Below are 24,582 nucleotides of genomic sequence, written 5' to 3' on the forward strand. Positions count from 1 at the left end.
ACTTTGAGATTGTGTTTATATATGCGTCGCAATTTGCAACGCGTTTTGATATTTCGTTTTATGGTTTAACGTGACGCTTTATCTTGCTGCTGCATTTTGCTGCTCAAGAAGGCGATTACCCGCTTGCGTCACGGCAACACTCACTGCCAACAAAATATACAAGGGCCAGGTAAAGCCTTGCGTTAAAAAGGTACCCGACACCATGAAACCGGCCAGCCCAGCAAGGGTTGATTGAGCGGTTGCAAAAATTACCGGTGAACACTGCTGCTGTTGATACAAAGGCAGCAGTGCGTTCACCAGCCTTCTCATGCCAACCACCAGTTTGACGGCTAAGGTAACAAATACGATTAGACCGACATATCCGGTTTCTGCTAACACGCCAAACCATGTACTGTGTACAGCATGGTTCATGCCATCCCAGTGAGGGGAATAAAAGAAATAATTGGAGGTGAAATTATTTAAACCCACGCCCGTTAATGGATGAGTGTTTGCCATATTAAATGCGGCTTCCCAGGCATATAAGCGCCCTTTTGCCGATTCATCAATGCCATCTTCGGCAGCACCACCAGAGCTACGATCAGAGATTCCAGCCATGGCTAATAAGGCAATTAATGCAATGCCACCCAGGCTGATCAGCAATAATTTGGATTTAATTTTATATAAGCCAAATACGCCGGATACCGCCAAAATGGCTAATAAACCACCCCGGCTTTGGGTTGCCAGAATCGCACTGGCGATCACAAAATACCCTACTGCCCCCAGTAATCGGCTAAAGCGCCCACGACCTTGTGTCAGGGCCAATCCGGCAGCAAAACTGATGGGAAACGACAACACCAGAGCCAGGTCATTTGGGTCGCCTAATACCGAGCGCATATCCCGTGCAATCGTTACACGAGTACCTTCGACTAACCCAATACCATTGGCTTTATTGTTTAAAGCCACCAGACCAATGGCAATACCAGCAATCACAATCATATTAGCCAATAAGGCAAATTGTTTTTCCTCTCTTACCATCCAGGCAATGGCAAATACCATAATGGCAATTTTGGAATAACTGCCGGTAAACATACCAATGGCCATGCCGCGGTTACTGGCAAACATTAACCCCACAGTCACCAACCCAAAAAACACCAGAAACCATTTTAATTCCGAGGTCATAAAGGGCTGAATTTTCCGCGTTATCACCAGATGCCAACCCAGTGCAGTCAATGAGGCCAACGCTAATAACAACGGAATTTTAAAAGGCATTAAAAATGGAAAAGCTTCGTGAATACGAAAAAAAGAAAAGATAATAAAACCCAGGCACATCAGAAATGGCATGGTCAGCACACCCACTACGGCCAGCGGTGCCAAGCCAACAATCATGATTACCAATGGGTGTGGAATCACACTCCAGACCAACCCCATCAGCACACACAACACCGCCAGTGCGACACATTTAACAGTCCTATCCTGAGAAGCGCGGCCCTGAGGAGCATGTGTGCTGAATGCGCCCAACATATTATTGCCCACGACCCAGAACCATCACTTTGATGGTAGCGAAAACAATGCCGATGTCGGCTTTCAACCAATTAGCTACCGAAGTCAGAGACAAGCTGTAAGATAAGTCGTAGCCCAATTTATTTTTGACATCGTCAAGACACTCGTCGTAACCCTGATGCACCTGAGACAGACCCGTAATTCCCGGCTTAACGCCATAAGTACGGTCGGTAAAATACGGAATTTGCTGCTCTAACCGTCGGCAGAAACTTGGTCGCTCCGGGCGCGGGCCGATCAAAGACATATCCCCCCGCAGCACATTGATGAATTGTGGTAATTCATCAAGGCGGGTTTTGCGTAAAAATTTGCCAACCCGGGTAATACGCACATCGTTTTTCTGAGCCAGTGTTGGGCCACTTTGTTTTTCCGCATCCTGCGCCATGGTGCGGAATTTAATCATCATAAAAACATCGGTACGGTCCGGTAATGCCTGACCAATACGCAACTGTTTAAAAAATACCGGGCCCCGGCTCTCCAGACGAATCGCCAGCGCAATAAACGGAAACAGCGGTAATACCAGTAATAACCCAACACCGGCTGCCGCAATATCAAATAACCGCTTAGCCTGAATTACGGCAGAAGGAATAAATTGGCCCGACAGATTTTTATGGCGTTGCCAGATAAGGGTCTTGCGGATATTTTTTGCCCGCCCGACGTTTACTGAAATACTATGGCTATTCATAAATCTACCCTCTTAATTATTTTCAGCCAGCTTTACCAAGGCTGTTGTTTTTTATTCATCAGGGTATTGAGCAAATACTTTGCCGATCCGATCAGTCCCATAAAATGACCAATACACAGGTAGCTGACTAACCTGACTATCTTGTTATTGAACAAACCGCTTCGGGCAATCCAGCTCTGAGAACCGTCCGACGCTTGACCTCCGCCCAGGTAATACAAGGTTGCCAATAGATACACAGCCAGCTGAGTCACATACGTCACTCCCCAGAACCAATGATATGGAGCCAACCAGGCTGACAGCAGTAATACCGCCAGCATGCAATAAGGCATCAACACCCGTAAAAACTTGCCCGAGGTAAACATCCAGCTGGCCCAGCCCAGGTCTGGCAGCAATAAGCGCTTCAGTCGCAGAATCTGTTGCATATTGCCTTGCGAAATGCGAATCCGGCGCTGGGTATCCATATCCAGATCACTGGGTTCGGTTTCAAAGATCTGTAACTCCGGGTCAAACAGCGCGTTAAAGCCTTGTGCGACGCCACGCATCGGTAAGATAAAGTCATCATTAATGGTGTCGAATTCCAGCGGCTGGCACAGATGATGGCGTATCGCATAAAACGCACCCGGAGCCCCCATCACCGCGCCTAATGACCCTTCCATCGCCCGAATCTGATTCTGATAGTTCCAGTAGGCCTGTTCATTACTTTGCTCATTCGCATTAGCAGAACGACCTGATTTCATCGTCGACTTGATCACCGAATAATGACCCGTCACTACGCCCACATTTGGGTTGCACATAAAGTGATGCGCCATACGCCAGAAGCAATCCGCCGCCAGTACAGCACTGACATCCGAAAAGGCCATAATATCGGCTTCACACTGCTGTATCGCTTCGTTGACCATGGCGATTTTTCCGCGATTTTCCGGGTAATCAACAACCCTTATGTCCATGTCAGTCAGAGAGAATTCACGTAAAGCGGAGCGTGCTAATGCCACCGTCTGATCGGTACAACCGTCACATAACACGGTAATTCTGAGCTTGTCTTTAGGGTAATCCAGCCAGGATAAACTGGTGATTTTCTGATAAATGTACGGGGCTTCGTTATACGCCGGAATGTACAAATGCACTGACGGAACACGGCGGTCGCCAACACAGTTACGGAAGTTACGCGATTGAACCTGCACCTTGCCAGCGCCGGACTGGCGCAATCTTGAAAACACTTTCAGCATCAGCGGGTATCCCGCATGGTGATAAATAATGAGCGCAATCAACACCAACGTGGCGATCTGCAGCATCATCACATTCTCTGAAGTCGTCATAGTCATTCACCTCGACTGTGAAATAAACATTCCCAAAAATTGTGTAACAGCACTTAAATCAGGTTCTGATACGCCTTCACCATTACGGTTAAATCGCGACACTGCGTAATAAAATCGCGTGGTGAGTGGTTCTTGTCAGCGGGCCGTTGTTGTACTTGCATAATGTTTTGCAAGTTTGTTGCCAGCGTTTTGCTGCACTGCGGTTTTGACAGGTAACCCGTTGCCGGACAGATAGCTTCAGAACAGCCACCCACGTCGGTTAAGACCACCGGAATACCACAAGATTGTGCCTCAAGCGGTGATAGTGGCAGGCCTTCTTTTAACGACGCCATGGTGTAAATATTCAGCGCCTGATAAAACGGCAGCATATTGTTTACCGCGCCGAGCCACTGCACCCGATGCTCAATACCAAGCTGTTGTGCTTGTTGTTGCAACGTGATTTTTAACGGGCCATCCCCGGCAATTAACAGCAGGTAATGTTCGGGCAATTGCTGCATCGCCTGCAGTAAAATGTGATACCCTTTCTCTGTCACCAGTCGCCCGGCACAGCCCAACACTACCGGCTTAAATGCTGGATTCTTATCAGCATTGTCGTTATGGAAATGGTTGCTATCAGCAGCGGACTGCCACCAGCCTGTCAGGCCAAATGCCGCCAGTGCCTGTTGCTGGTCACCGGCAATAAATTTTCGACTATCAATACCGTTACAAATCACCTGAGCCGGGTACGTAAGGCCAGCCTGCTGCATAGCAGCGAACACCAGATTGGCATCCGCAACCAGATTCGGTTTAGTCATCGATAACAACAGTTTTTCAAGCCACAGGCGTTTGCGTGATTGCAGGTGCCAGGCATCGTGTTCGGTATGAATCCGACCGGATATACCCGCCATTCTGGCTGCCATGCCCGCGTAAATTAACGGTCCGATATGATGACTATGAACCACATCAACCTTTAATTGTTTAAACAATTGCGTTAATTGCCACACCGTACCCAGACGCCAGCCCGGTTTTTTATTCAGGAAAATCAATCGCTCCTGATGTTTTTTTAAGCGGGGCCAGCCTGCAACGGCCGTTTGATAATCCCCTTCCAGGCTGATGACATAACATTGGTCCGTTGAATCACGTTCGATTTCTTCAGCCATCTCCAGCGCCATGGTTTCAATGCCACCCGGTGATAAATGCTGAACAACCTGGACATACATTTTTGGCTTTGTCTGATGGGGAGTATTCATGATTTCACCTCAACACTGAGCGTATCTTTTGAGAAATAACAGTCCGCTTCTGACAACGGCTGGAGCTTAGGAATGCGGCTTAATACCGGCGCCTGGGTTAATTGCTGCAACTGATCACTGCGGCGGATACTGGTATCCATTAATTCATTAATCAACGCCAGCCCCGCACCCAGAGCGATACCGCCAATTAACCCGGAGATAACAAACACCAACACAGGTAAATTGGATGGATGGCTAGGCGTAAAGGGTTCATCAATAATTTTGATGCGGTTTTTTTCTTCAAACTTTCCTAACGATCCGGTTACTTTTGCCATTTCATAACGTTTTAAGAATTCGTTATAGAGATTTTTCCGGGTGTCTAAGTCACGTTCCAGCTCAATCATTTCCTGCTCAACCGAGGCGTAAGAGCGAACCTGCTCATCGGTGTGCTGAATTTGTTGTTTCAGACTGGTAATTTCCTGCTGCAGGCGTTGTTCCAGCGTTTTTGATTTACGCACATCCTCTAATTGACTGAGCAATAACGAGGACAATTGATTACCGCTTGTGGATTCAGCTGCATCAGCTTCAGCCTGAACCACAGCACTAGACAGCCCAGAACTCATAGCCAGGTTCCACAGCTTTTCGATTTGCTGAGGCGTTAACTTCGCTGTTTTTTCAATCAGACCATTACGTTTTTGTTTGATGTGTTCTAATTGGCGCTGAACTGAAATAACCCGGGAATGCTGATTGGTATAACGTGCACGCAACAACGCCAGTTCGCTGGTTAACGCAACGATACGTTTTTCTAACGCACCAACCACCGGATTGGTGGACGATAATTGTTTATCAATACTGCTAACGGCTGCACTGGCACCCGCCAGCTCCACTTCTTTTTGTGCTAATAATTGGCGTAACTCGCGTAGGCGTTTGACGTTGCCACCGTGAAAAGCAGGCAAAATCGCGGCGTTTTTCTGTTTAAAGTCGGATAATGCCTGCTCGGCTAATAACAGCTGGGATTTTTGTTGGTTAATTTGTTCACGAATAAATTCTTCTGATTTGGCAATCGACGAACGCTCTGGCGCCAATAATTGCTCAACAAAGTGCAGGCTGACCACTTCAAGAATTTGTTTCATATCGGTCGGATCTCCGGATCGATAGGAAATCTGCACCAGGTCTTTACCCATTTGCCTCACCTGAATACCCGACGCCAGGCGCTTCATTAATTGATTGCGCTCACTGGCACTGGTGGTGTCATCGGTGAGCTCTAACTCATCCACGACCGCCGATAACACATGGCGGCTGTGTAATAAGGTATCGAGTGCGGCCATGCGCTCTTTTAAGTTGGTCGACACCGATAAATCTTCCAGAAACGGATTTAGTTTCGACGTTTCCTGAATCAGTATGGTGGTATGGGTATCGTAAATTTTGCCGCGTGTTTTACCGATAACCGCGCCAATTAATGGCAACAATAAAATCGGGATCACAATCAAATAACGCTGTCGCCAAGCCGCGATTAAAATCAGATAGACATTTTTCCAGGCGCTGTTATTGCTCATAACGCACCTCGTTAGGTTTTTGCTCTAAAGTAAGCACTAAGGAGTGTGGTGCCATCTGAGCACGATAATGCTGTTGAATGGATAAACCGCGGGGTACAAACGGACGCAGAGAGTTGCCACGTTTATAGCTGCTTAACCAGTCAGGGCCAATTTCGATGGAAAGACGATAATTTTCCAATACCTCGACGTGTTGCAGCAAACCGTATAACTCGATGCGCTGCTGGTCCGTCAGCTCATGGGTGTTTGCAGCAAACTGCCACTCAAGGCGATTACCCGATACCGCAGCTAATACTGTCGTCGGAGCTATCAATGATGTTTGAGCTGGAGACGCGTGAGCTTGCTCTTGCTTCTGTACATTCATCGCCTGCTGAAAGACGTCAGCGGGTTTAAACGCAGACTTATTCGCGCAACCGGTTGCAATCAGGGCGGCCATAACCAGCAGCACTCTGCCTGCACATTTAAATGGTTTAGTGTTGTTGCTGGTATTGGTGACAAACAAACCCATTGCTACTCTCCTGAATCGTTGCATTTTGCAATGCAAAACCTGCTCTCTCAGGAGGTTGTTTCAACCATCATGCCAACGGCATATTTGAGTAAGTGCCAACGGCATCATAGGAGTAAGCGCCAACGGCATGTTTGAGTAAGTGCCAACGGCATCATAGGAGTGAGCGCCAACGGCAGATAAGGGCCTAATTAAGCGCCAACCGGGTAATTGCCTTTCGCCAACGGATTAATTGCAAGGAAGAGATTGACGCTACCTCCTGCCAATCGTCCCCCACCTGCTGTTGGATATCTCTGAGTAAAGCTTCAGCCGCAGGAGTGGATTGTTGCTGTAACCACTGAAACCAGGCCAGGTCGTTATAGCCACGCATCAGCTCAAACAAACGCATATCCACATCGGGTAAAGGGCTGCACGGCGTGGGCTGTGGCGGGAAAAACTGGTAATCCGCTTCCCGGCCATCGGTCGGATCATAAGGGTTTGCCGTAGGCATCCGGCCATGCCATTGAACATAAGCCTGCGCATCCAAATGCCACAACATCAGCCCGGCAGCATGGCGATACTTCGGCATATTGTATAGCCAGACTTTTTTAGATTGAGCCAGCTGCTGAATGTCGTGATGACTGGCTCCAAAGCCGTGATTAATCAGCAGTAAATCACCGGATTCTGCCAATACAATTTGCTCTGCATGATTTAATTGCAGCGCAGTTTTTAGCGGCGACACCTCGTTTTTTAAAGTCAAACGTGCATTTTCTGATGTTAAACTTGCAACTTGATTTGCAGAATGCAAACGCTCAGCGTCTCGATGTATCTCATCGTACTGACCTGGCTGAGCTTCATCAGCGATCGACCAGTACAGGTCGGTGTGCGTAGGGGGTTGGTTTTGTACGTGGCTTAACTGGCTTTGTATGCGACCTAACTGGCGCTGTACCCCTTCTGCACTCAGTATCTCTTTCAGGCGTTTATAAGGCGTATAAGCCATCAGATCCTGCTGCGGGTAGAAACGCTGGTAAAGTGCCAATTGCTGCTGCCAAAACGCCAGGTTATCCGTGGTCGGTGTCACCAGTGGTGGTGCCAGTGCTTTCAGCCCGGTTTTCTGCAAGAACCTGAGATCACAATAGGTTTGTGCCAGACGATATGGGCGGAACTCCTCAAACCAGTTCAGCGCTGGGTTATCATCCAGATAAATACCGACGCTTTTGCCAGCATAGTCCAGGGTCATCGGTAGGCGTTGCAACGTATGCTCTGCAATGACCTCAAACTGCCCTGAATCAGAATCTGGCTGATGTACAAAACGGATACGGTGTTTCGTTGCTGCTCGATCGCTTGCGAGCCCATCAGCAGATACGTTGTTATCCGGATAAAAAAAGGCGTGCAGCAGATATTGTCCGGCCGCGTAACGGGCCTTGGCCGATTTCAGGTGCCGTATATCTTTAAACAGTTTTAACTGGCTGCCCTCTCGATACCACCTGGCCTTGGCAATACGAAGCTCAGAGCGAAACCCCGGAATATCCGCCTGTAACTGCACGTTTTTCAACTCTGTTTCTTTCAACACTGCTTCGCTATCAATAAAATAACGAATCACAAATGGCTGATTACTCGCGACCCGCTCTGGGTTGGTTAACGCAACCTGCTGCAACGATGCTGGCAAAGCCGGTTCAACATGCCAGTGTTGCTGGAAATATTCACGGCGGCGCTGGTCAATCATGGCTAACAGGTCGCCATGACTTTCATTGGCTATAACCGTATTTTCAAGCGGCTGCAGCACCAATCCCGCGATATAACGCTCAACTGGAGCATCTCCCAAAAAACGAATATCAATCGACGACTGGCCACTCAAGTCCAGCGAAATTTGCTGTTTTAAACCCCGCTTGGCCACAATATCCTGCCAGGGAGATGTAACCGCCGTTTGCTCGTAAAACGATAAATACTGCTGCTGATACCAGTCTTTAGCACGCGGTTTTGAAGAAAGCTGTCCATCGTAATGCAGGCCATTAATTTCCATATCCAGATTGTGCTGTCGTGGTAGGTTTTCCCACTCTCCCACGTCTTCCCGAAACAGAGTTAATTGCCAGAAACGACCCGCAGACAACATATCAGCCGTTACCGGAATGGTGAGCGAATCAATCCCGGCAATGCCATCTTGTAACCAAGGCTCTGGGCCTGGACGATTGACTCCACGCAGTATTCCTTTCAGCTCAATACGCGACTGCAATTGCGGATTATTCTGCACCGGTGTCATAGTCATTGTTCCAGGTAATACCGGACTATCGGTGGTACCAAAATCCACCACCAAACTGCTCGATTGTGCTTGTGCGATAGGTTCAAGAGTACGCACCACAACCTGTGTTAGCTGTATATCTAAGGGCGCCGTTACGTGTCGTTCAGAGGATGGTTTTCCGTAAAACATCATCACTTGTTGCAAAGAATCCAGCTGCAGTCTCCGCCCCCCTGATGCCTGTAACCGGGCCAGGTCAAACTGCAGATTAAATGCACCCGGAGCCAGAATCCGTTCGAAGTTTGCCCGAGTGAAATAGTCCTGACTTTGGGCATCATCCAGCCTCACAACAGCCAACACAGGTATATCGTTAGGGTTGATTCCCCGTATTTCTAATAACGGTTGCTGGGATGTTTGCAGCTGTTTCAGTCGTAGAGATGACAGTGACTTTTGCCACGGTAACGGCTCTGCCATGCGGTTGTTGAACGAAGCCGGTAACAACTCAGTGACTTCAGTACTGTCGGCTCGCGCCCCACTGGTGTTCAACACCGCAGCGGTCCACAGCAAGGCCAAAGCCAGACATCTAATTAGATAACGGTATAATTTCTTCATATTTCAACCCTAACTCATCACCTAAAACCAGCACCTCAAACCAGTGCCATACGGCGTTGCACTTCGTTGTAGATGGTCAGCGCGCGATTGCGCCAGCTCTGGTTGTGCACTTGAGCCATACGATGCTGAGTATTGGTGCGCATGCGATCCACGTCTTGCCAGCTAGAAACCACATCCACAAACGACAGTCCGGCTTTGTTCAGCACCAGGTCGTCGACCACGGGTAAATCCGCAGCCGCTCGTACGATGTATTCGGCAAATTGTTTCGCGCGTTGCTGCTCGCTAACCTCAGGCAAAACAAACGCCTGCTGCTCTACTACATGAACACATTGGCGATAGGGTTCTAATGCCGGAAAATCGGTTGCCACCACCGGCTTACCACAGGCCAGGTACTCCCGTAGCTTTAATGGGTTGCAGGCGCGGATTTGTTCGTTATCCAAAAACGGTAATAACGACACCTGCCAGTGATGCACGTATTCCGGTAATTGCTGGTGACTTTTTTCACCGAGAAAATGAATATTGCTCTGCCCTTTTAATAAGCTCACATCGCAGCACACCTTGCCGATCAAAACGAATTGCCAGTGTGGTAATTGTTTTGCGGCACTTAATAACAGTGGTTGATCTAACCAGCTACTGATGCTGCCATAGAAACCAGCAATCGGGCCGCTTGACGGTAAATCGGTCGGACGAACCGGTTCGCCATCGCGACTGTTAATGCCACACGGTGCTTCATAAAAATATTCGGCCACGCCATGAGGAACATATAATGTTTTTTCTGCCGGGAATTTTTGTGCCAACGCTTCACTGGCAACCACGATTAAATCCACCTCGTTGACCAGCTCAGCTTCCAGCTTGGCCATCACCTCGTGATCCACACCAGCAAGGGCTGAAAAATCATCGCCGCAATAATAAATACTGAAGCAGTCGTTCATTTTTCCCAGCATGTTGGCGGCACTGGGTAATGACACCCATAAAATTGTGTCTTTGTTTTTTAAATCGCGACGACGTGAAAAAATCCGCTGGCGTAATAATTTCTGATTTAACCAACGTACCAAACGATTGCCATGAAATGGCAACGCCAGTGGATCGATCACTGTCGGCTGCCAGTCTTTAGGTGGGCGCTTTTCCAGTGGATCACAGCACTCGACGGATTGAACAGGTTTCATCTCGTTATCTGGACAAACAAGGGCCAAGCCTTTTTTGATCATCCGAAACAGATCATTTTTATTGAATTTCGGTGATCGCAAACCAATGGAATTAACCCAGGTGATGTCGTGTAATTTTGACAATTCACGTGCCAGGTGCTGAGTGCTGCTGGGATGTGCATCCCAGTCTTCGCCAAAAATCACCATAGGTAGCCTTTCGGCCTGAGATGTATTGGCCTGATGTGTATCCGCCTGCTTCATGCTGCCATCTCCTGTTTTGCCTTACCGTTAATGTGTTTTAAAACCCGGGCAGGCACGCCACCCGCCACGACTCCGGCGGGTAAATCCTGAGTGACCACACTGCCTGCGGCAACAACGGTGCCTTTACCGATGGTCACGCCCGCCATCACGGTCACCCCCGTGGCTAACCACACATCCTCTTCGAGAATAATGTCACCAACCTGTTCATCGGTTTCTGGCAGGCCTTGAGCACGGGCAACCGGATCGAGCGGATGGCCGGGGAATCCAGCCAAAAATACTTTTCCTGCCAGACGCACGTTATTACCGAGAACGATTTTTCGACCAACAGCGAGTGTATTTTGCCAGCCCACATCAACGTTATTGCCGATGATTAATTCAGGGGTTTCAGCGGCACACGAGCGACCACATAAAGTTGAAATACCCGACATACGAACGTTATCGCCGAGCATAATCGTCAGGTTGCCCATTACCAAAGGCATGCCACTGTATAAATAAAAGCGGTTGCCATAGTTCTGTAAACGGCTTTTAAACAGCGGTGTCCAATACAGGATACGTATCAGATTTTCCCAACTGTTTTTAACCTGAAGGTGTAACCAATACAGCGGTTTATGAATCAGCAAAATACTGGGAACCTGAAAAAAACGGATCGCATTAATCGCTGACATACAGGCTTTGGCAATGGGTGATGGTGATTTTTTTAACCATTGTTTAACGTCATTTTTAACGCGTTGCATAAGATCATCTCCAGTTAAAGTGACCAGGCCAGATGAGTCCCCGGTCTTAAATATTTCTTTTTCTGTTTTTCGATTCTTTGATGCAGATATTCAGCGAAAGTAACTCACTGAATATCTGCGGTGGAGAAAGGCATCATGGATTTATTCCACCGTGACCGATTTGGCTAAATTACGTGGCTGATCGACATCAGTGCCACGAATAACGGCAGTGTGATACGCCAATAATTGCACTGGAATCGAATACAGAATCGGATGCAGAGAGGCACTGGCGGTGGGCATTTCAATCACCGCATCGGCTTTATCTTTGCCGTCTTTATTCAGCGAGCAGCAGTGGTCAATGCCTCGCTTGTCGCTGATCAGAATGACCTTGGCACCACGGGCACGTACTTCCTGCAGGTTTGAGATGGTTTTCTCAAACAACTCATCGTACGGCGCTAACACCACCACTGGCATGTGCTCATCAATCAGAGCAATCGGACCGTGTTTCAGTTCACCGGCAGCATAACCTTCGGCGTGAATGTAGGAGATTTCTTTTAATTTTAAGGCGCCTTCTAAGGCAATCGGATAGCACTGACCCCGTCCTAAAAAGATGGTACTGCTGGCTTGCTCAAGCACTTTCGCCACATCACGGATATTGGCTTCGTGTTGCAGTGCCGTGGCAATACACTGAGGTACTTCGCCCAGCATCGACATCAGTGCATTCAATTCCACCAGATCCTGACTTTTACGTTGCTGCGCTGCTTTCACCGCCAGGCGAATCAATACGGTTAACTGCGAAGTAAAGGCCTTGGTAGACGCAACCCCGATTTCAGGGCCACACAAGGTGCGGTAAACAAAGTCCGATTCACGCGCAATCGAGCTGTTGGGAACGTTCACAATCGACAAGCAATACTGGCCACCTTCTTTGGCGTAGCGCAGTGCCGCTAAGGTGTCAGCGGTTTCACCACTCTGCGATACAAACAGACAGCCACCGCGCTTCATCAGAGGCGGTTGGCGGTAACGGAATTCAGACGCGAGATCGACTTCCACCGGCAGTTGCGCCAGCTTCTCAAACCAGTATTTCGCCACCATGGCGGCGTAATAACTGGTACCACAGGCAATGATGCTCAGACGGTCGATGTCGGCAAAATCCATCTCGGGTGCGGCCGACAAACTCAGTTGATTCAGACCATCCAGCGTGCGTTGAACTGCGACCGTTTGTTCGTGAATCTCTTTATGCATAAAGTGATCATGACCTTCTTTGCTGACCGCTTCATTGCTGTGTTCGATACGGGTACGCTGACGATTAACGACATCCATATGTTTGTCGAAGATAAAAATATCGTTGGCTTCGACCAGTGCCAGATCCCCCTCCTCCAGATAAATCACCTCATCGGCCATCAGGCTGGCGGCAACCGCATCTGAGGCAATAAACGCAGAATGCTGATTAAATCCCACCACCAGCGGGCTACCGCGTCGTGCCGCGATAATCTGGCCGTCTTTGCCGTTGAATAGTGCGCCAATCGCATAGGTGCCACGCACCCGGCTTAATGCTCGTTTGGTAGCAATCAAAGGCTTATAACCCTGCGCCAGATAATCGCTGATCAGCATTGGCAACACTTCGCTGTCAGTGTCGCTGGAGAACACATGGCCTTTTTTCTCCAGCTCGATACGCAGCTCCTGATAGTTTTCGATAATGCCGTTATGTACCAAAGCCACGTCATCGGTCATATGTGGGTGAGCATTAATGGTGGTGGGCTCACCGTGAGTAGCCCAGCGGGTATGAGCAATACCGGTACTGCCTGGCAGCGGATGCTGCTGTAAGGCGTTTTCCAGATTATTTAACTTGCCGTTGGCACGGCAGCAATCAATCACATTGTTATCAATGGTGGCGATACCGGCGGAATCGTATCCGCGATACTCCAACGCCTTTAAGCCACTTAATAGTGTTTGTGCTGCCTTGTGGTCATTTACCACTCCAAATATTCCGCACATAAGATCACCCTCACTGTCGGTTTCTATCTTTTCGTTTTGTTTAAGGGTGTTAGCGATAACCGGGCCAGAACCTGATTAACGTCTCAAACTATTGATTTAATTACATTTATTTCGAAAAAACCTGGAGAAAGAACAGGTTTTCGAGTGGCGCCACGCAAGGTGATTTGCGTTTTGCAAAGCGATTTGAAACATTGGTAATTATTCGGGCTCTAACAGCCTGAAAACTAGATGGGGACTATTGGTTATGACGCGATCGAGCACAATTCTGTCTCAGGCCTTATCGTTGGCTCTATTGTGGATAGCTTGTTTGGCACCTGCTCAAGCCAAGCCTTCACTGGTGTGGCAATGGCAGCATCATTTCTCGGCTCAGGAACGGCAAGTCATCCGCCAGTGGTTAACCGAAGTACACGATTCCATCACGGATTTGTATGGCGAGCTCCCCTTCCCAATCTATTTAAAGTTATATCGAGTGGACCGTCATACCGATGACGATATGGGTGAGCCGGTTCCCTGGGCCAGAACCCGGCGTCAGGCCAACCGGCAATCGCTGGAGTTTTATATTGATACCCGTTATTCGCTGGATGATTTACGTCGCGACTGGACGGCTCCGCACGAATTTTCTCATCTGATTTTTCCTTATCTGGGTGAAAAAGACGCTTGGTTAGCGGAAGGTTTTGCCAGCTATCTGCAATATCAGGTAATGAAAAAGATGGGCGTTATTGACGGCTATACCCACCAGCAACGACTGATCAAACAAATTCAGAAAGCTGAAAAAAATTACGCCATCAGCCCGGCGTTGCGCAGTTTTCGGCAAAGCGAGTTGCCCGCTTTTTCGGAGGTAACACCGGTGCTACGACTGTATGGCGACCACCCTACTATGTACTGGGGTGGTGCCGTGTTCTTTTTACAGGTGGATGCACAACTTCAGGGAAAAGGCGGATTACAATCTGTGTTAACACGCTATCTCAAGTGCTGCCGAACCTTGTCTTATCCGGATGATTCTGAGCAAACCACACAGCAACTATTAGATACGTTGGATCGCATATCTTTTAGCCAGACTTTTTCAGACACCTATCAGCAGTTTCAGAACAAGGCAGGCTTCCCGGAATATGAGCCCGCCTTTAACCGTATTTTTAAAAATTAAATACCAACCCGCTCAGCCACAGTCACTTCACGGGTAAGCGGCTCAATCGACGTGTCATAAAACCAGACCTGAACCAATACCTTTTCCAGATGCTGCGGCAGGGTTAATGCTTTATTAAATACGCCATTATTCACGGAGCTGCCTAAAATCCGGCTGTTGTAATTAATCTGCCACTGGTTATTGTCTGCCTGGTGATAGTCTGAATACACCGAAATATAGGCTTTTTGTTGCTGGTACTGCTCCAGATTCACCGACAGGTCCATCGCAAATGCGGAGGTAAATGTCAGACCTTCCGGCGCCTCTATCTCAGCCGTGGTTAGCGACGTGACTGAAGGCGTTTCAGGTTCTGGGATCGACGTTACCGGGGTTGAGGTTTCTGGAGCTGATGGCGGCTGACCTCCATCGCCAGCCGTGGAAGAACCACCCGAACCGCCACCTCCGCAGCCTGCTAATCCAAGTGACAACACCAGTGATAAACCCAGCCAAAAAAACAATGACATACTCAGTTTTAAGTTTTTCATAATCGGTTACCTGTTATCTAATGTTTGTTTAAATCGCATATTGGTAGAAGCGGTTTTTATGGGACTATTTTTATGGGCGATCGCTATGGATAAACCTGACTATCGACACGGCGATGGCTCTGATACCAGTCTTTAAATTCCTGTTTGTTCGATAAAATGTGATCGCGGAATTTTGGATACGCCTGCAGCAGATCCACCCCGCTTTTTGGATGTTTCCAGCTGGTTGCCATCTCCATCGCCCACGGCAGGTTATTGGCATTTTTGAAGAAGCGTTGCTGTTCCTGACTCGATGTATCGTCACCGGTCGCCAGCATGCCGGTATCCGCCTGCTCTGTTGGCTCCATATCCGCCAGATGCATTTCCCACTCACGGCCCGGGTTCGAGTTAAAGTACGAGCCGTGATAACGATTGGGCGTCGCAAAGATAAACGGATCGTATAAGGTGCTGATGCTCGATGCGGATTGCAGTTCTGTGAATGGCAGGCGTAATTCAAATTCGAACTGAATATCGTCCATACATTGGCTGCTGGTGCGGTAAAAATCGCAATTGGTATCCACCAGCTGCCAGACATCATCGGTGATAATCGCAATCAGCTCATCACTGCCCTGCTCAATCGGATTGTCTTTATGAACGGGCTCACCACCGTCGATAATGTGGGTGAATTTCATCGCCTGAGTATCGACCGCTGAGGCCTGTACACCCGGCACCCGAATGGCAAAGCCATTGTGATAACTGGCACCAATCGCCACCAGCTGGCCATGGAAATCGACCCGTCTTAACTGGCCTGCCTGCTCAACCGTCACAGTACGATAATGAAACACCACATCGTTCATATCGTAGTCACCTTCGTACGGCCATAAGTCTTCATAGGCGAGCGTGGTCCAGCCATCGGCCGATGGGTAGTAGCTGTAGCTCACGCCTTCATCGGTAACCACCACTTGATGATCTTCCACTTCACCGTCAGTAGCGCCACCTAACGGACCAATATCCTGCTGTGAACCGTAACGTAATCGGGCCCAGGTAACACCCGCTTCAGCATCGACCGGAACCTCTAACGAAATCACATTATTGCCCGCTTGCAGACGCTGGTTTTTAGCTATCTGTTCATCCTCAGCGGAAAATACGCCGTCCTGATTCCAATCGACCCAGGCTTGCAGATACGCCTCTTTAGACGCCGTAATGACCGTGGGAGAATCCAGACCTTTGACCAAACCAGTGACTAAACCCAGACCATCGTTATTGTTGTTATCACCGGGCTGGTTAACCCCGAGGAAAAGCTCACCCTGGAATTCATGGCGTGGGCCATTAGAGTCGATGCTATTGCCATAACTCTCCGGCGCATCGCCAAAATCGTATTGGGTAGAATCGTCGTCTGAGATTAATGCCGCCTGCACACAACGGGCGCCGTCATTTTGATTGGATGATGGCCCGTAAGCAAAGAACTCGGCGGATACATCATCACTGCCAGGATTGATTCGGAATATATGGCCGTCGCTATTACGTGAAATATACATATAGCCATCGGAGTCAAAATACGCCGCACCAAAAGTACCAGTGACACCGGTATTGCCAACAGCAGAAGCCGCGCCAGTATCAATATCAAACTGATGCAACACACCACTGCGATTATCAATACCGTACAGGTAATTATTGGTTGGATGGAACGCAAAATCGGTTAACTGTACCCGTGCAGTGCGGGTAATGGTTTGTACTTCCAGATAATTATCGGCGGCGTCATCCAGGTTGACTTTGTACAGTCCAGAACCCGTACGGTAGAAGTAATAATGATGGTTATACACATCACCCACATAAAACGAGCCTGATGGCTGATTAATCAGTGGTAATGTGGTTTCGTTGAAGTCTTTATCCAGGCGCATAAACTCCAGCGTGGTGGTGCTGAAGCCATAAAAATAACTTTCGCTCTGCCCCTGCTCGTTAAAATAATAATCAAATCCCAAACCATTGATATTGATATTGCGACCGCTGGCAACGGTGCCCGTTACCTGTTCGTAATTACCAGTGAGCAGGTTCACCTCATACACCACCAGAGGTTTTCGCTGAAACAAGTAAGCTTTGCTGGAACAAGTTTCAAAGGGTGTTGCCATCACAAAGGATGAACACAACAGCATAAGCAATAAGTGATAACGCATAATGGTTCTCCATCATCTAGGGCCTGTTAACACTATTTCGATCACGCTGTTATGACTGAAAATCTTTCAATCAAGGCGCGAAGAGTGTTGTTTAACTGGTTAAATGAATGATGAGCAACACAGAGTGAAGGATTTTCAGCCATAACCCGAAGGGCTGGCATCAGTTTTTCCCTGAGCTGTGTTATTCGTTACTTATTTAACTCGTTAAACGACGCTCCTCATGCCTTGCTCATAAAAAAACTGACTGCCAGCAGCAAAGATCTAAATAGTGTTAACAGGCCCAAACAGTCATGAGTAATCAAAGACTGTTGAGCAATTCGGATACCAAAACATAAACCCTTGTTTTACATAAACTTTTTCAATACATGCATTTGCAAAATGCGATTTCTGAAAGCCATTTCGCAAATTGCAACGCATCGCCATCCCTGCCCTGTCATCAAATTGCAATACTGTTAAGTAGCAGGCATAATCATTTGCAATCAATTCCCATTTACAATCTTTGGATTTACCGATGAAAACTTTTCCAATAAAAACATTGTTTACCACTGGCTTATTCGCTGTATCCATCAGCATCACCGCTCAGGCAGCCAATAATGATCTGGCGACCTATCAGCAACAAGCCAAAGGATTATTGGAAAAGCTCGAGGCGAAAAGTGAAGGGATTGAAGCAGCGTCCGCACAGTTGGTTTCAACCAGCCTGCCCATCGTTAATCAGTTTATTGCCAAGTACCCTGAATGTACCGAATACCTGACAGCATTGAAGCAAGCTGCCGATAAGATCCCAGCTCTTCCGTTAGCGGAAATTGAATCGGGCTACCACGCTGACGGTAAGTTACCAGAGCTTAAAAATGCTCAGTGTTACCACGCCAAAGATTTACTGGTTCACCCAGCTACGGTACAGGCCATGGCCAAGCTTGGTATTCAAACGGATGAACAATGGGAATCAGCCGAGCATGAGATTGAGGAAGTCATTGAGCACTTTACTCAGGTTGAAGCAGCGATGAAGTAATAAACTCATCGCTTACGTAAGATTATAAATACTGTGCAGCTCACTTTATGTCGAATGAATGACCGAGCTGCCAGTATGATCGCGGTACACAATACAATTACGGCCTGCGGCTTTTGCCTGATACAGGCTTTCATCAGCGGCTTTAAGAATCTCACTCTCTGCAGCCAGAGACTCAGACCCAGTCTGTTCAAGACCAATACTGCAAGTCACCTGAAGCCCCTCGCCACCCCAGTGAACCCTCAGACTTTCAATGGAACTGCGGACCCGCTCTGCGATCTCCAATGCCGTATCCGTTGAAACATTCACCAACAACAAACAGAATTCTTCACCGCCATAACGGCAAGCAAGATCTCCGGAGTCTCGTACTACTTTATTGAGTGTTTCAGCCACTTTTTGTAAAACGATATCCCCTGCCTGATGCCCGTGGTTATCATTAAGGCGTTTGAAATGATCGATATCGATCATATAAAGGGATATGGAGCGATCAGAAAAAGCTGCCAGTTTCAGCTCTTTACCTAAGCGAGTATCAAATAACCGGCGGTTACCAATCCCCGTCAAAGCATCCGTCATGGTTGCTTCTTTAAGCTTAAGATTGACTAATTCCAGCTCTGCTGTTCGTTCCTTCACCTTGTAGTCCAGCTCTAGGTTTGCCTGAACCTGCATATCCAGAATTTTATCCTGGGCAGCCAGATGCAAACGACGCTCTGAATTAATACGTTCGGCCAAACTGAGAGCCAGTAGCAGCACTTCAAGAATGGCACCCACCTCAATTGAGTGCTCAGTCATCATATTAATAGGTAGCCAGCCTAATTTCTGCATGGTGAATGAACAATAACCCACCATTAAAGCCAGCCACGCTAACAGGAAAATAAAAACTTCCGTTGATCGACGCTGATATAAAACAAAAACGGTAATAGCAAGCATGAATAATGCAATCAATACCGCCAGGATGCTGATGACTTTCACCATCAGGGAGTATGAAAGCATGGCCCCACCCAACAAACACAGCCATCCAAGATACGAAAAACCCTTCATAACCCGGTACAGCACCGGATTATGGACACGCAAACGCAGAACTGAGCAAGTGAATAGTGGTGCAGTAATCATCACACAGCACATAAACAGGATAATGCTGAACTGATGAAAACCCGGGGAATCTGGCCACAAAAACTGATATGCCAGGCCATCAATACTGGCCATCAGGAAAACAAATGAAAGCAAATATAAAATGTAATAGAGATAACTTTTATCCCGCACAATCAAAAACAAAATGGCGTTATAAAAAAACATCGACAACAGAACGGAGTAAAAGGCAACGGAAAGAATATTTTTAAAAATTTGTTGCTTCCAAAAACCACCTTCCGAATAAAGGGCCAGGGGCAGTTGTACAGAACTGTCTGTTTTCACATGTATATAGAGCTGGTATTCATTCCCCTGATCAAGCTCAAGCGGAAACAAAAAGTTAGGGTACTGAACCGGTCGCTGTTCAAATGTCAGGTAGTCGCCGGTGTGAAATGTGTTTTTGAGAGTACCATTCTCATACAAATAAACACTTAAACGATCCAGCAGAGGGTATCCAATCTCCAGCAATGAGGATGGGTCAGTGATCGTTCCGGGAGAGACTTGTGCACGAAACCAATGATCGCTCGGATCAAAGCCAAAATTTGCAGCCTGAAGATCAATTGAGCGCCATTCAGAATTTTCTTTCTGGCGCACATCTTCCAGATTAAGTCCTTGTTCGTCACGCAGATATTCAACCTGAGTTAAACGTTCGAACACTCCTAATAGCTCGTCATTCGCAAACGCCACTGGGCACAGGCAACAACATAATAGCAATGTCATCCGCAGAAAAAGGATCATGTACGGCACTCAAACAAATCTGATTTAAGTATAGGCGCTATCAAGCCAGAGTGTGTGCGTGATCTCAATAAAAATCCCCGATATTGCTACCGGGGATTGGTTGGTCAAGCAGAGGCCGGACAAGGAGGGATCTGACCAGAGGAAAATAAGCCTGACTGGAGAGTTTACGCCTTAGACCAGCTAGTCCCTTCCGGCCCATCTTTTAATACGATGCCTTTGGCAGCCAGCTCATCACGAACCTGATCCGCAGTGCCCCAGTCTTTATTAGCTTTGGCGTCAGCACGTTTTTCGATCATTTGCTGAATCCAGCTTTCTTCGCTGTCATCAACATCGCCTTTAAAGAAGGCTTCCGGATCAGTTTGTAACGTACCTAATACATCACCCAGTTTTTTCAGCAAGGCAGCCAACTGGTTCTTTTCATCACCTTCAGCTTTATTGATGGCTGTCACCAGCTCAAACAATACGGAGATTGCTTGTGGCGTATTAAAGTCGTCATCCATGGCCGCTTCAAAACGCTGCGCATAGTCAGTGCCTGTCGGTGCTTCTACTGAAGGGTCAGCCGATTGCAGTGCGGTATAAAAACGCTCCAATTTTTGCTGAGCTTCTTTTAAGCCTTCTTGCGAGTAGTTAATCTCACTGCGGTATTGGCTCGACAACAGGAAGAAACGCAACACTTCCGCATCGTATTCTTTTAATACGTCACGAATGGTGAAGAAGTTGTTTAATGACTTAGACATCTTCTCGCCATCAATACGCAGAGCACCAGCGTGCATCCAGGTGTTGGCGTAGTTTTCACCGGTCGCTGCTTCACTCTGGGCAATTTCGTTTTCATGGTGCGGGAATTTAAGGTCCGGACCACCACCATGAATATCGAAATTGTTACCTAAGCAACAGGTCGACATAGCAGAACATTCGATGTGCCAGCCCGGACGACCTTCGCCCCACGGAGATGTCCAAGACGGTTCGCCCGGCTTGGCGGATTTCCATAACACGAAGTCCAGCGGATCTTCTTTTTCATCGGCGACATCAACACGTGCGCCGCTCTCCAGCTCTTCTAAGATTTTGCCAGACAGTTTGCCGTAGCCATCAAATTTGCGAACACGATAATACACATCACCATTCGAGGCGGCATAAGCAAAACCTTTGTCGATCAGGGTTTGCACCATCGCCAGAATGCCATCAATGTGTTCGGTGGCTTTGGGTTCTGAGTTTGGCGCAATCACACCTAACTTAGTGAAGTCTTCGTTCATGGCATCAACCATACGATCCACCAGCACATTAAATGGCTCGCCGTTTTCATTCGCACGGTTAATAATTTTGTCGTCGATGTCGGTGATATTACGGATGTAATTCACCTCATAACCTTTGTGGCGCAGGTAACGCACGATCACATCGAACGCCACCATCACCCGACCATGACCCATATGACAGTAGTCGTAGACGGTCATGCCACACACGTACATGCCCACCTTGCCATCAACCAGAGGTTTAAATGCTTCTTTCTGACGCGTCAGCGTGTTGTAGATGGTTAAAGCCATAGTCTTTTATTTGCTCGTCTAACTGTATTTATGTGTGTAATTCAGCAATATTCTTCCGCTGTTTTTATGAGCAGCAGCATGAGCAGCATGGATGCTGCATTCGTGCGGCAGGGCCAGGGATGGCCCTTCGGCACGACGGTTAAAAACAGGGGTAGAAGGTTGTTTTAACGTTAAATAAGATTGCTCTGTTATTGCGTTAAAGACTTATCTTCACGCAAACCAATGGTCAGGTTGAACACGGGTTTTTCCGGCGAGTGATCATAACGATCCGCCACGTAATAACCTTCACGCTCAAACTGGAAGTTTGATTCCGGTGCTACATCAGCCAGCGCAGGTTCGATAAAGGCCGTGGTAATTTGCAGAGAGTCTTTATTAACGTGATCCATAAAGTCACCCTCTTCTTTTTCCGGCGTCGCGCTGGTAAAAAGACGTGAATACACACGCAACTCTGCTTCTTTGCTGTGTGTTGCCGATACCCAGTGAACCACACCTTTTGGCTTGTCACCGTCTTCCGGATCCAGACCCAGTGTGTTTTCAATCAGTTTGGCGCGCACCAGAACCACGTTGTCTTGTTCGTCTTTTTCGTAGCCAGTTGCTTCCAGCACATAAGAATGACGCAGACGAATACGCTTGCCCGGAGTGAACTTTTTCTTAAATTTCTTGCTGTATTCTTCTTTAAAGTCATCCTGATCGATATACAACTCACGGGTGAACGGCATCTCACGAGTGCCTAAATCCAGCTCGTGATGGTATTCCGCCGACAGCATTTCCAGATGATCTTCCGGCAGATTTTCGATCACAACTTTTAACGGCTTGATCACCGCCATACCTCGCGGGGCATTATTGTTCAGATCAGTACGCAGTGCGTGCTCCAGCATGGCGACATCAACCATACCGTCAGAGCGGCTGACACCAATCATATCGCAGAAGTTTCGGATTGAAGCCGGTGTAAAACCACGGCGACGCATGCCAGAAATGGTGGTCATACGAGGGTCATCCCAGCCAGCAACCACTTCTTCATCCACCAGGCGCTTCAGCTTACGCTTGGACGTTACCGTGTAGTTCAGATTCAGACGACCAAACTCGTACTGAGTTGGCTTAGCCGGAACTGGAAGATTGTTGATGTACCAATCGTACAGCGGTTTGTGATCTTCAAATTCCAGCGTACACACCGAATGAGTGATGTGTTCGATGGCATCCGACTGACCGTGGGTGAAATCGTACATCGGGTAGATGCACCACTTGTCACCGGTCTGATGATGCTCAACATGACGCACGCGATACATAATCGGATCACGCATATTCATATTTGGCGACTGCATATCGATCTTGGCACGCAGAACGGCTTTGCCGTCTTCGTATTCGCCAGCACGCATTTTTTCGAATTCAGCCAGGTTTTCTTCAACGCTGCGCTCGCGGTACGGGCTGTTTTTGCCCGGACGGTTAAAGTCACCTTTGTATTCGTCCGCTTCTTCTGGCGTCAGGTTACAAACGTAAGCATTGCCGGCTTTGATCGCTTCGACCGCATAGTCGTACAAGGTATCGAAGTAATCTGAGGAATAACGGATATCACCAGCCCACTTAAAGCCCAACCAGCTGACGTCTTCTTTAATCGCGTCGATAAATTCCTGGCTTTCTTTCTCTGGGTTAGTGTCATCAAAACGCAGGTTACACTCACCCTGAAACTGCTCCGCCAGACCAAAGTTCAGGCAAATCGACTTCGCGTGGCCTACGTGCAGGTAACCGTTAGGCTCAGGCGGGAAACGGGTAATCACTTTGTCGATTTTGCCGCTGTTCAGATCTTCCTGAACAATCTTGGCGACAAAATTGTTGCTTACCGGATTTGTTTCCGCTTCATTCGTTGGAGTGTTATTGCCGTTGTCAGCAGCATTTGTGACACTGCCGTTATCAGCATTGGTGGCGTTGGTATCAGTCATAACCGTCCGTTTTTTGTACAAACTCATTGGCAAAGCTTGAAAAGCTTGGCCTGAAACACAATATCGACCTTTCATCTTGGCTGTAAGGCCGGAAAAAAGGCGCTATTATACGCCCTCACTCCCCTTTAGGGATACACGAATTCACACTCAGAGGCTCAATATGATCCTGATGAAAACCAATTTTGGTGACATTAAAATCGAACTCAACCACGAGAAAGCACCAAAAACCGCCGAAAACTTCGAAAACTACGTGAAAGAAGGCTTCTACAACGGCGTTATCTTCCACCGTGTAATCGACGGTTTTATGATTCAGGGCGGCGGTTTTGAGCCGGGCATGACTCAAAAAAGCACCAACGCTTCCATTGAAAACGAAGCAGACAATGGCTTAGAGAACAAAGCAGGTACTCTGGCGATGGCCCGCACCATGGATCCACACTCCGCGTCTGCTCAGTTTTTCATCAATGTTGCTGATAACGCTTTCCTGAACCACACCAGCAAATCCACCGAAGGTTGGGGCTACTGCGTGTTTGGTGAAGTGGTTGAAGGTATGGATGTGGTTAACCGCATCAAGGCGGTACGCACGACCATGGCAATGGGCCACCAGGACGTTCCGGTTGAAGATGTCATCATTGAGAGCGCTGAGGTTCTGTAATCCCCTCCTCGCAGGTTTTTAATTTGC

18 protein-coding genes are annotated in these 24,582 nt (G+C 47.9%); 3 read left to right on the top strand and 15 right to left on the bottom strand.

What is annotated here, in order from left to right:
* Positions 1–78 precede the first annotated feature (78 nt).
* The 10 genes from KFF03_RS09990 to glmS all read right to left on the bottom strand — a co-directional run bounded on the left by KFF03_RS09990 (position 79) and on the right by glmS (position 13,744).
* The gene (locus KFF03_RS09990) at positions 79–1,500 is read right to left on the bottom strand and encodes an O-antigen ligase (RefSeq protein WP_255856746.1); all 1,422 of its coding nucleotides are present in this window, start codon (positions 1,498–1,500) and stop codon (positions 79–81) included.
* Position 1,501: 1 nt separating this feature from the next.
* Positions 1,502–2,221, bottom strand: a complete 720-nt coding sequence (locus KFF03_RS09995; RefSeq protein WP_255856747.1) for a sugar transferase — start codon at positions 2,219–2,221, stop codon at positions 1,502–1,504.
* 32 nt (positions 2,222–2,253) lie between these two features.
* Positions 2,254–3,537 (bottom strand): glycosyltransferase family 2 protein, encoded by a 1,284-nt coding sequence (locus KFF03_RS10000; protein ID WP_255856748.1) that lies wholly within the window; start codon positions 3,535–3,537, stop codon positions 2,254–2,256.
* Between the two features lie 53 nt (positions 3,538–3,590).
* Positions 3,591–4,766: a glycosyltransferase gene (locus KFF03_RS10005; RefSeq protein WP_255856749.1), complete on the bottom strand. Its 1,176-nt coding sequence runs from the start codon at positions 4,764–4,766 to the stop codon at positions 3,591–3,593.
* Positions 4,763–6,301 carry a GNVR domain-containing protein gene (locus KFF03_RS10010; protein ID WP_255856750.1) on the bottom strand — a complete coding sequence of 513 codons (1,539 nt, stop codon included), beginning with the start codon at positions 6,299–6,301 and terminating at the stop codon, positions 4,763–4,765. Before KFF03_RS10010 ends, KFF03_RS10005 begins: the two co-directional genes overlap by 4 nt.
* Complete coding sequence (locus KFF03_RS10015; RefSeq protein ID WP_255856751.1) at positions 6,291–6,806, bottom strand: hypothetical protein; 516 nt, start codon at positions 6,804–6,806, stop codon at positions 6,291–6,293. Before KFF03_RS10015 ends, KFF03_RS10010 begins: the two co-directional genes overlap by 11 nt.
* A gap of 184 nt (positions 6,807–6,990) precedes the next feature.
* Positions 6,991–9,630 (bottom strand): hypothetical protein, encoded by a 2,640-nt coding sequence (locus KFF03_RS10020; RefSeq protein ID WP_255856752.1) that lies wholly within the window; start codon positions 9,628–9,630, stop codon positions 6,991–6,993.
* Positions 9,631–9,665: 35 nt separating this feature from the next.
* Positions 9,666–11,036 carry a glycosyltransferase gene (locus tag KFF03_RS10025; protein WP_255856753.1) on the bottom strand — a complete coding sequence of 457 codons (1,371 nt, stop codon included), beginning with the start codon at positions 11,034–11,036 and terminating at the stop codon, positions 9,666–9,668.
* Positions 11,033–11,770, bottom strand: a complete 738-nt coding sequence (locus tag KFF03_RS10030; RefSeq protein ID WP_255856754.1) for an acyltransferase — start codon at positions 11,768–11,770, stop codon at positions 11,033–11,035. The genes KFF03_RS10025 and KFF03_RS10030 overlap by 4 nt, the downstream gene beginning before the upstream one ends.
* 141 nt (positions 11,771–11,911) lie before the next feature.
* Positions 11,912–13,744 (bottom strand): glutamine--fructose-6-phosphate transaminase (isomerizing), encoded by a 1,833-nt coding sequence (glmS, locus tag KFF03_RS10035; protein ID WP_255856755.1) that lies wholly within the window; start codon positions 13,742–13,744, stop codon positions 11,912–11,914.
* Between the two features lie 307 nt (positions 13,745–14,051).
* Here glmS and KFF03_RS10040 point away from each other — a divergent pair, with 307 nt between their 5' ends.
* Positions 14,052–14,888 (top strand): hypothetical protein, encoded by an 837-nt coding sequence (locus KFF03_RS10040; RefSeq protein WP_255856756.1) that lies wholly within the window; start codon positions 14,052–14,054, stop codon positions 14,886–14,888.
* Here KFF03_RS10040 and KFF03_RS10045 read toward each other — a convergent pair.
* Together KFF03_RS10045 and KFF03_RS10050 are read right to left on the bottom strand one after the other, a co-directional pair.
* On the bottom strand, positions 14,885–15,409 hold the full coding sequence (locus tag KFF03_RS10045) for a hypothetical protein (protein ID WP_255856757.1): 525 nt from the start codon (positions 15,407–15,409) through the stop codon (positions 14,885–14,887). The genes KFF03_RS10040 and KFF03_RS10045 overlap by 4 nt on opposite strands.
* Before the next feature lie 83 nt (positions 15,410–15,492).
* A complete protein-coding gene (locus tag KFF03_RS10050) occupies positions 15,493–17,559 on the bottom strand; it encodes an LruC domain-containing protein (protein WP_255856758.1) in 2,067 nt (688 codons plus the stop codon).
* A gap of 511 nt (positions 17,560–18,070) precedes the next feature.
* Between KFF03_RS10050 and KFF03_RS10055 the strand changes: the two genes are divergently transcribed.
* Entirely contained in the window at positions 18,071–18,568 is a 498-nt protein-coding gene (locus KFF03_RS10055) for a hypothetical protein (protein ID WP_255856759.1), read from the top strand.
* A gap of 45 nt (positions 18,569–18,613) precedes the next feature.
* On the opposite strand, the gene KFF03_RS10060 is transcribed toward KFF03_RS10055, so the two are convergent.
* From KFF03_RS10060 to KFF03_RS10070, 3 genes are all read right to left on the bottom strand, one after another.
* Positions 18,614–20,347, bottom strand: a complete 1,734-nt coding sequence (locus KFF03_RS10060; protein WP_255856760.1) for a diguanylate cyclase — start codon at positions 20,345–20,347, stop codon at positions 18,614–18,616.
* Between the two features lie 245 nt (positions 20,348–20,592).
* The gene (gene cysS / locus KFF03_RS10065) at positions 20,593–21,966 is read right to left on the bottom strand and encodes a cysteine--tRNA ligase (protein WP_255856761.1); all 1,374 of its coding nucleotides are present in this window, start codon (positions 21,964–21,966) and stop codon (positions 20,593–20,595) included.
* A 188-nt stretch (positions 21,967–22,154) separates the two neighbouring features.
* Complete coding sequence (locus KFF03_RS10070) at positions 22,155–23,903, bottom strand: glutamine--tRNA ligase/YqeY domain fusion protein (protein WP_255856762.1); 1,749 nt, start codon at positions 23,901–23,903, stop codon at positions 22,155–22,157.
* A gap of 160 nt (positions 23,904–24,063) precedes the next feature.
* Here KFF03_RS10070 and KFF03_RS10075 point away from each other — a divergent pair, with 160 nt between their 5' ends.
* A complete protein-coding gene (locus KFF03_RS10075; protein ID WP_255856763.1) occupies positions 24,064–24,555 on the top strand; it encodes a peptidylprolyl isomerase in 492 nt (163 codons plus the stop codon).
* The last annotated feature ends 27 nt before the right edge of the window (positions 24,556–24,582 follow it).

It is taken from the genome of Bacterioplanoides sp. SCSIO 12839 (assembly GCF_024397975.1).
In the GTDB taxonomy this organism is placed as follows: domain Bacteria; phylum Pseudomonadota; class Gammaproteobacteria; order Pseudomonadales; family Oceanobacteraceae; genus Bacterioplanoides.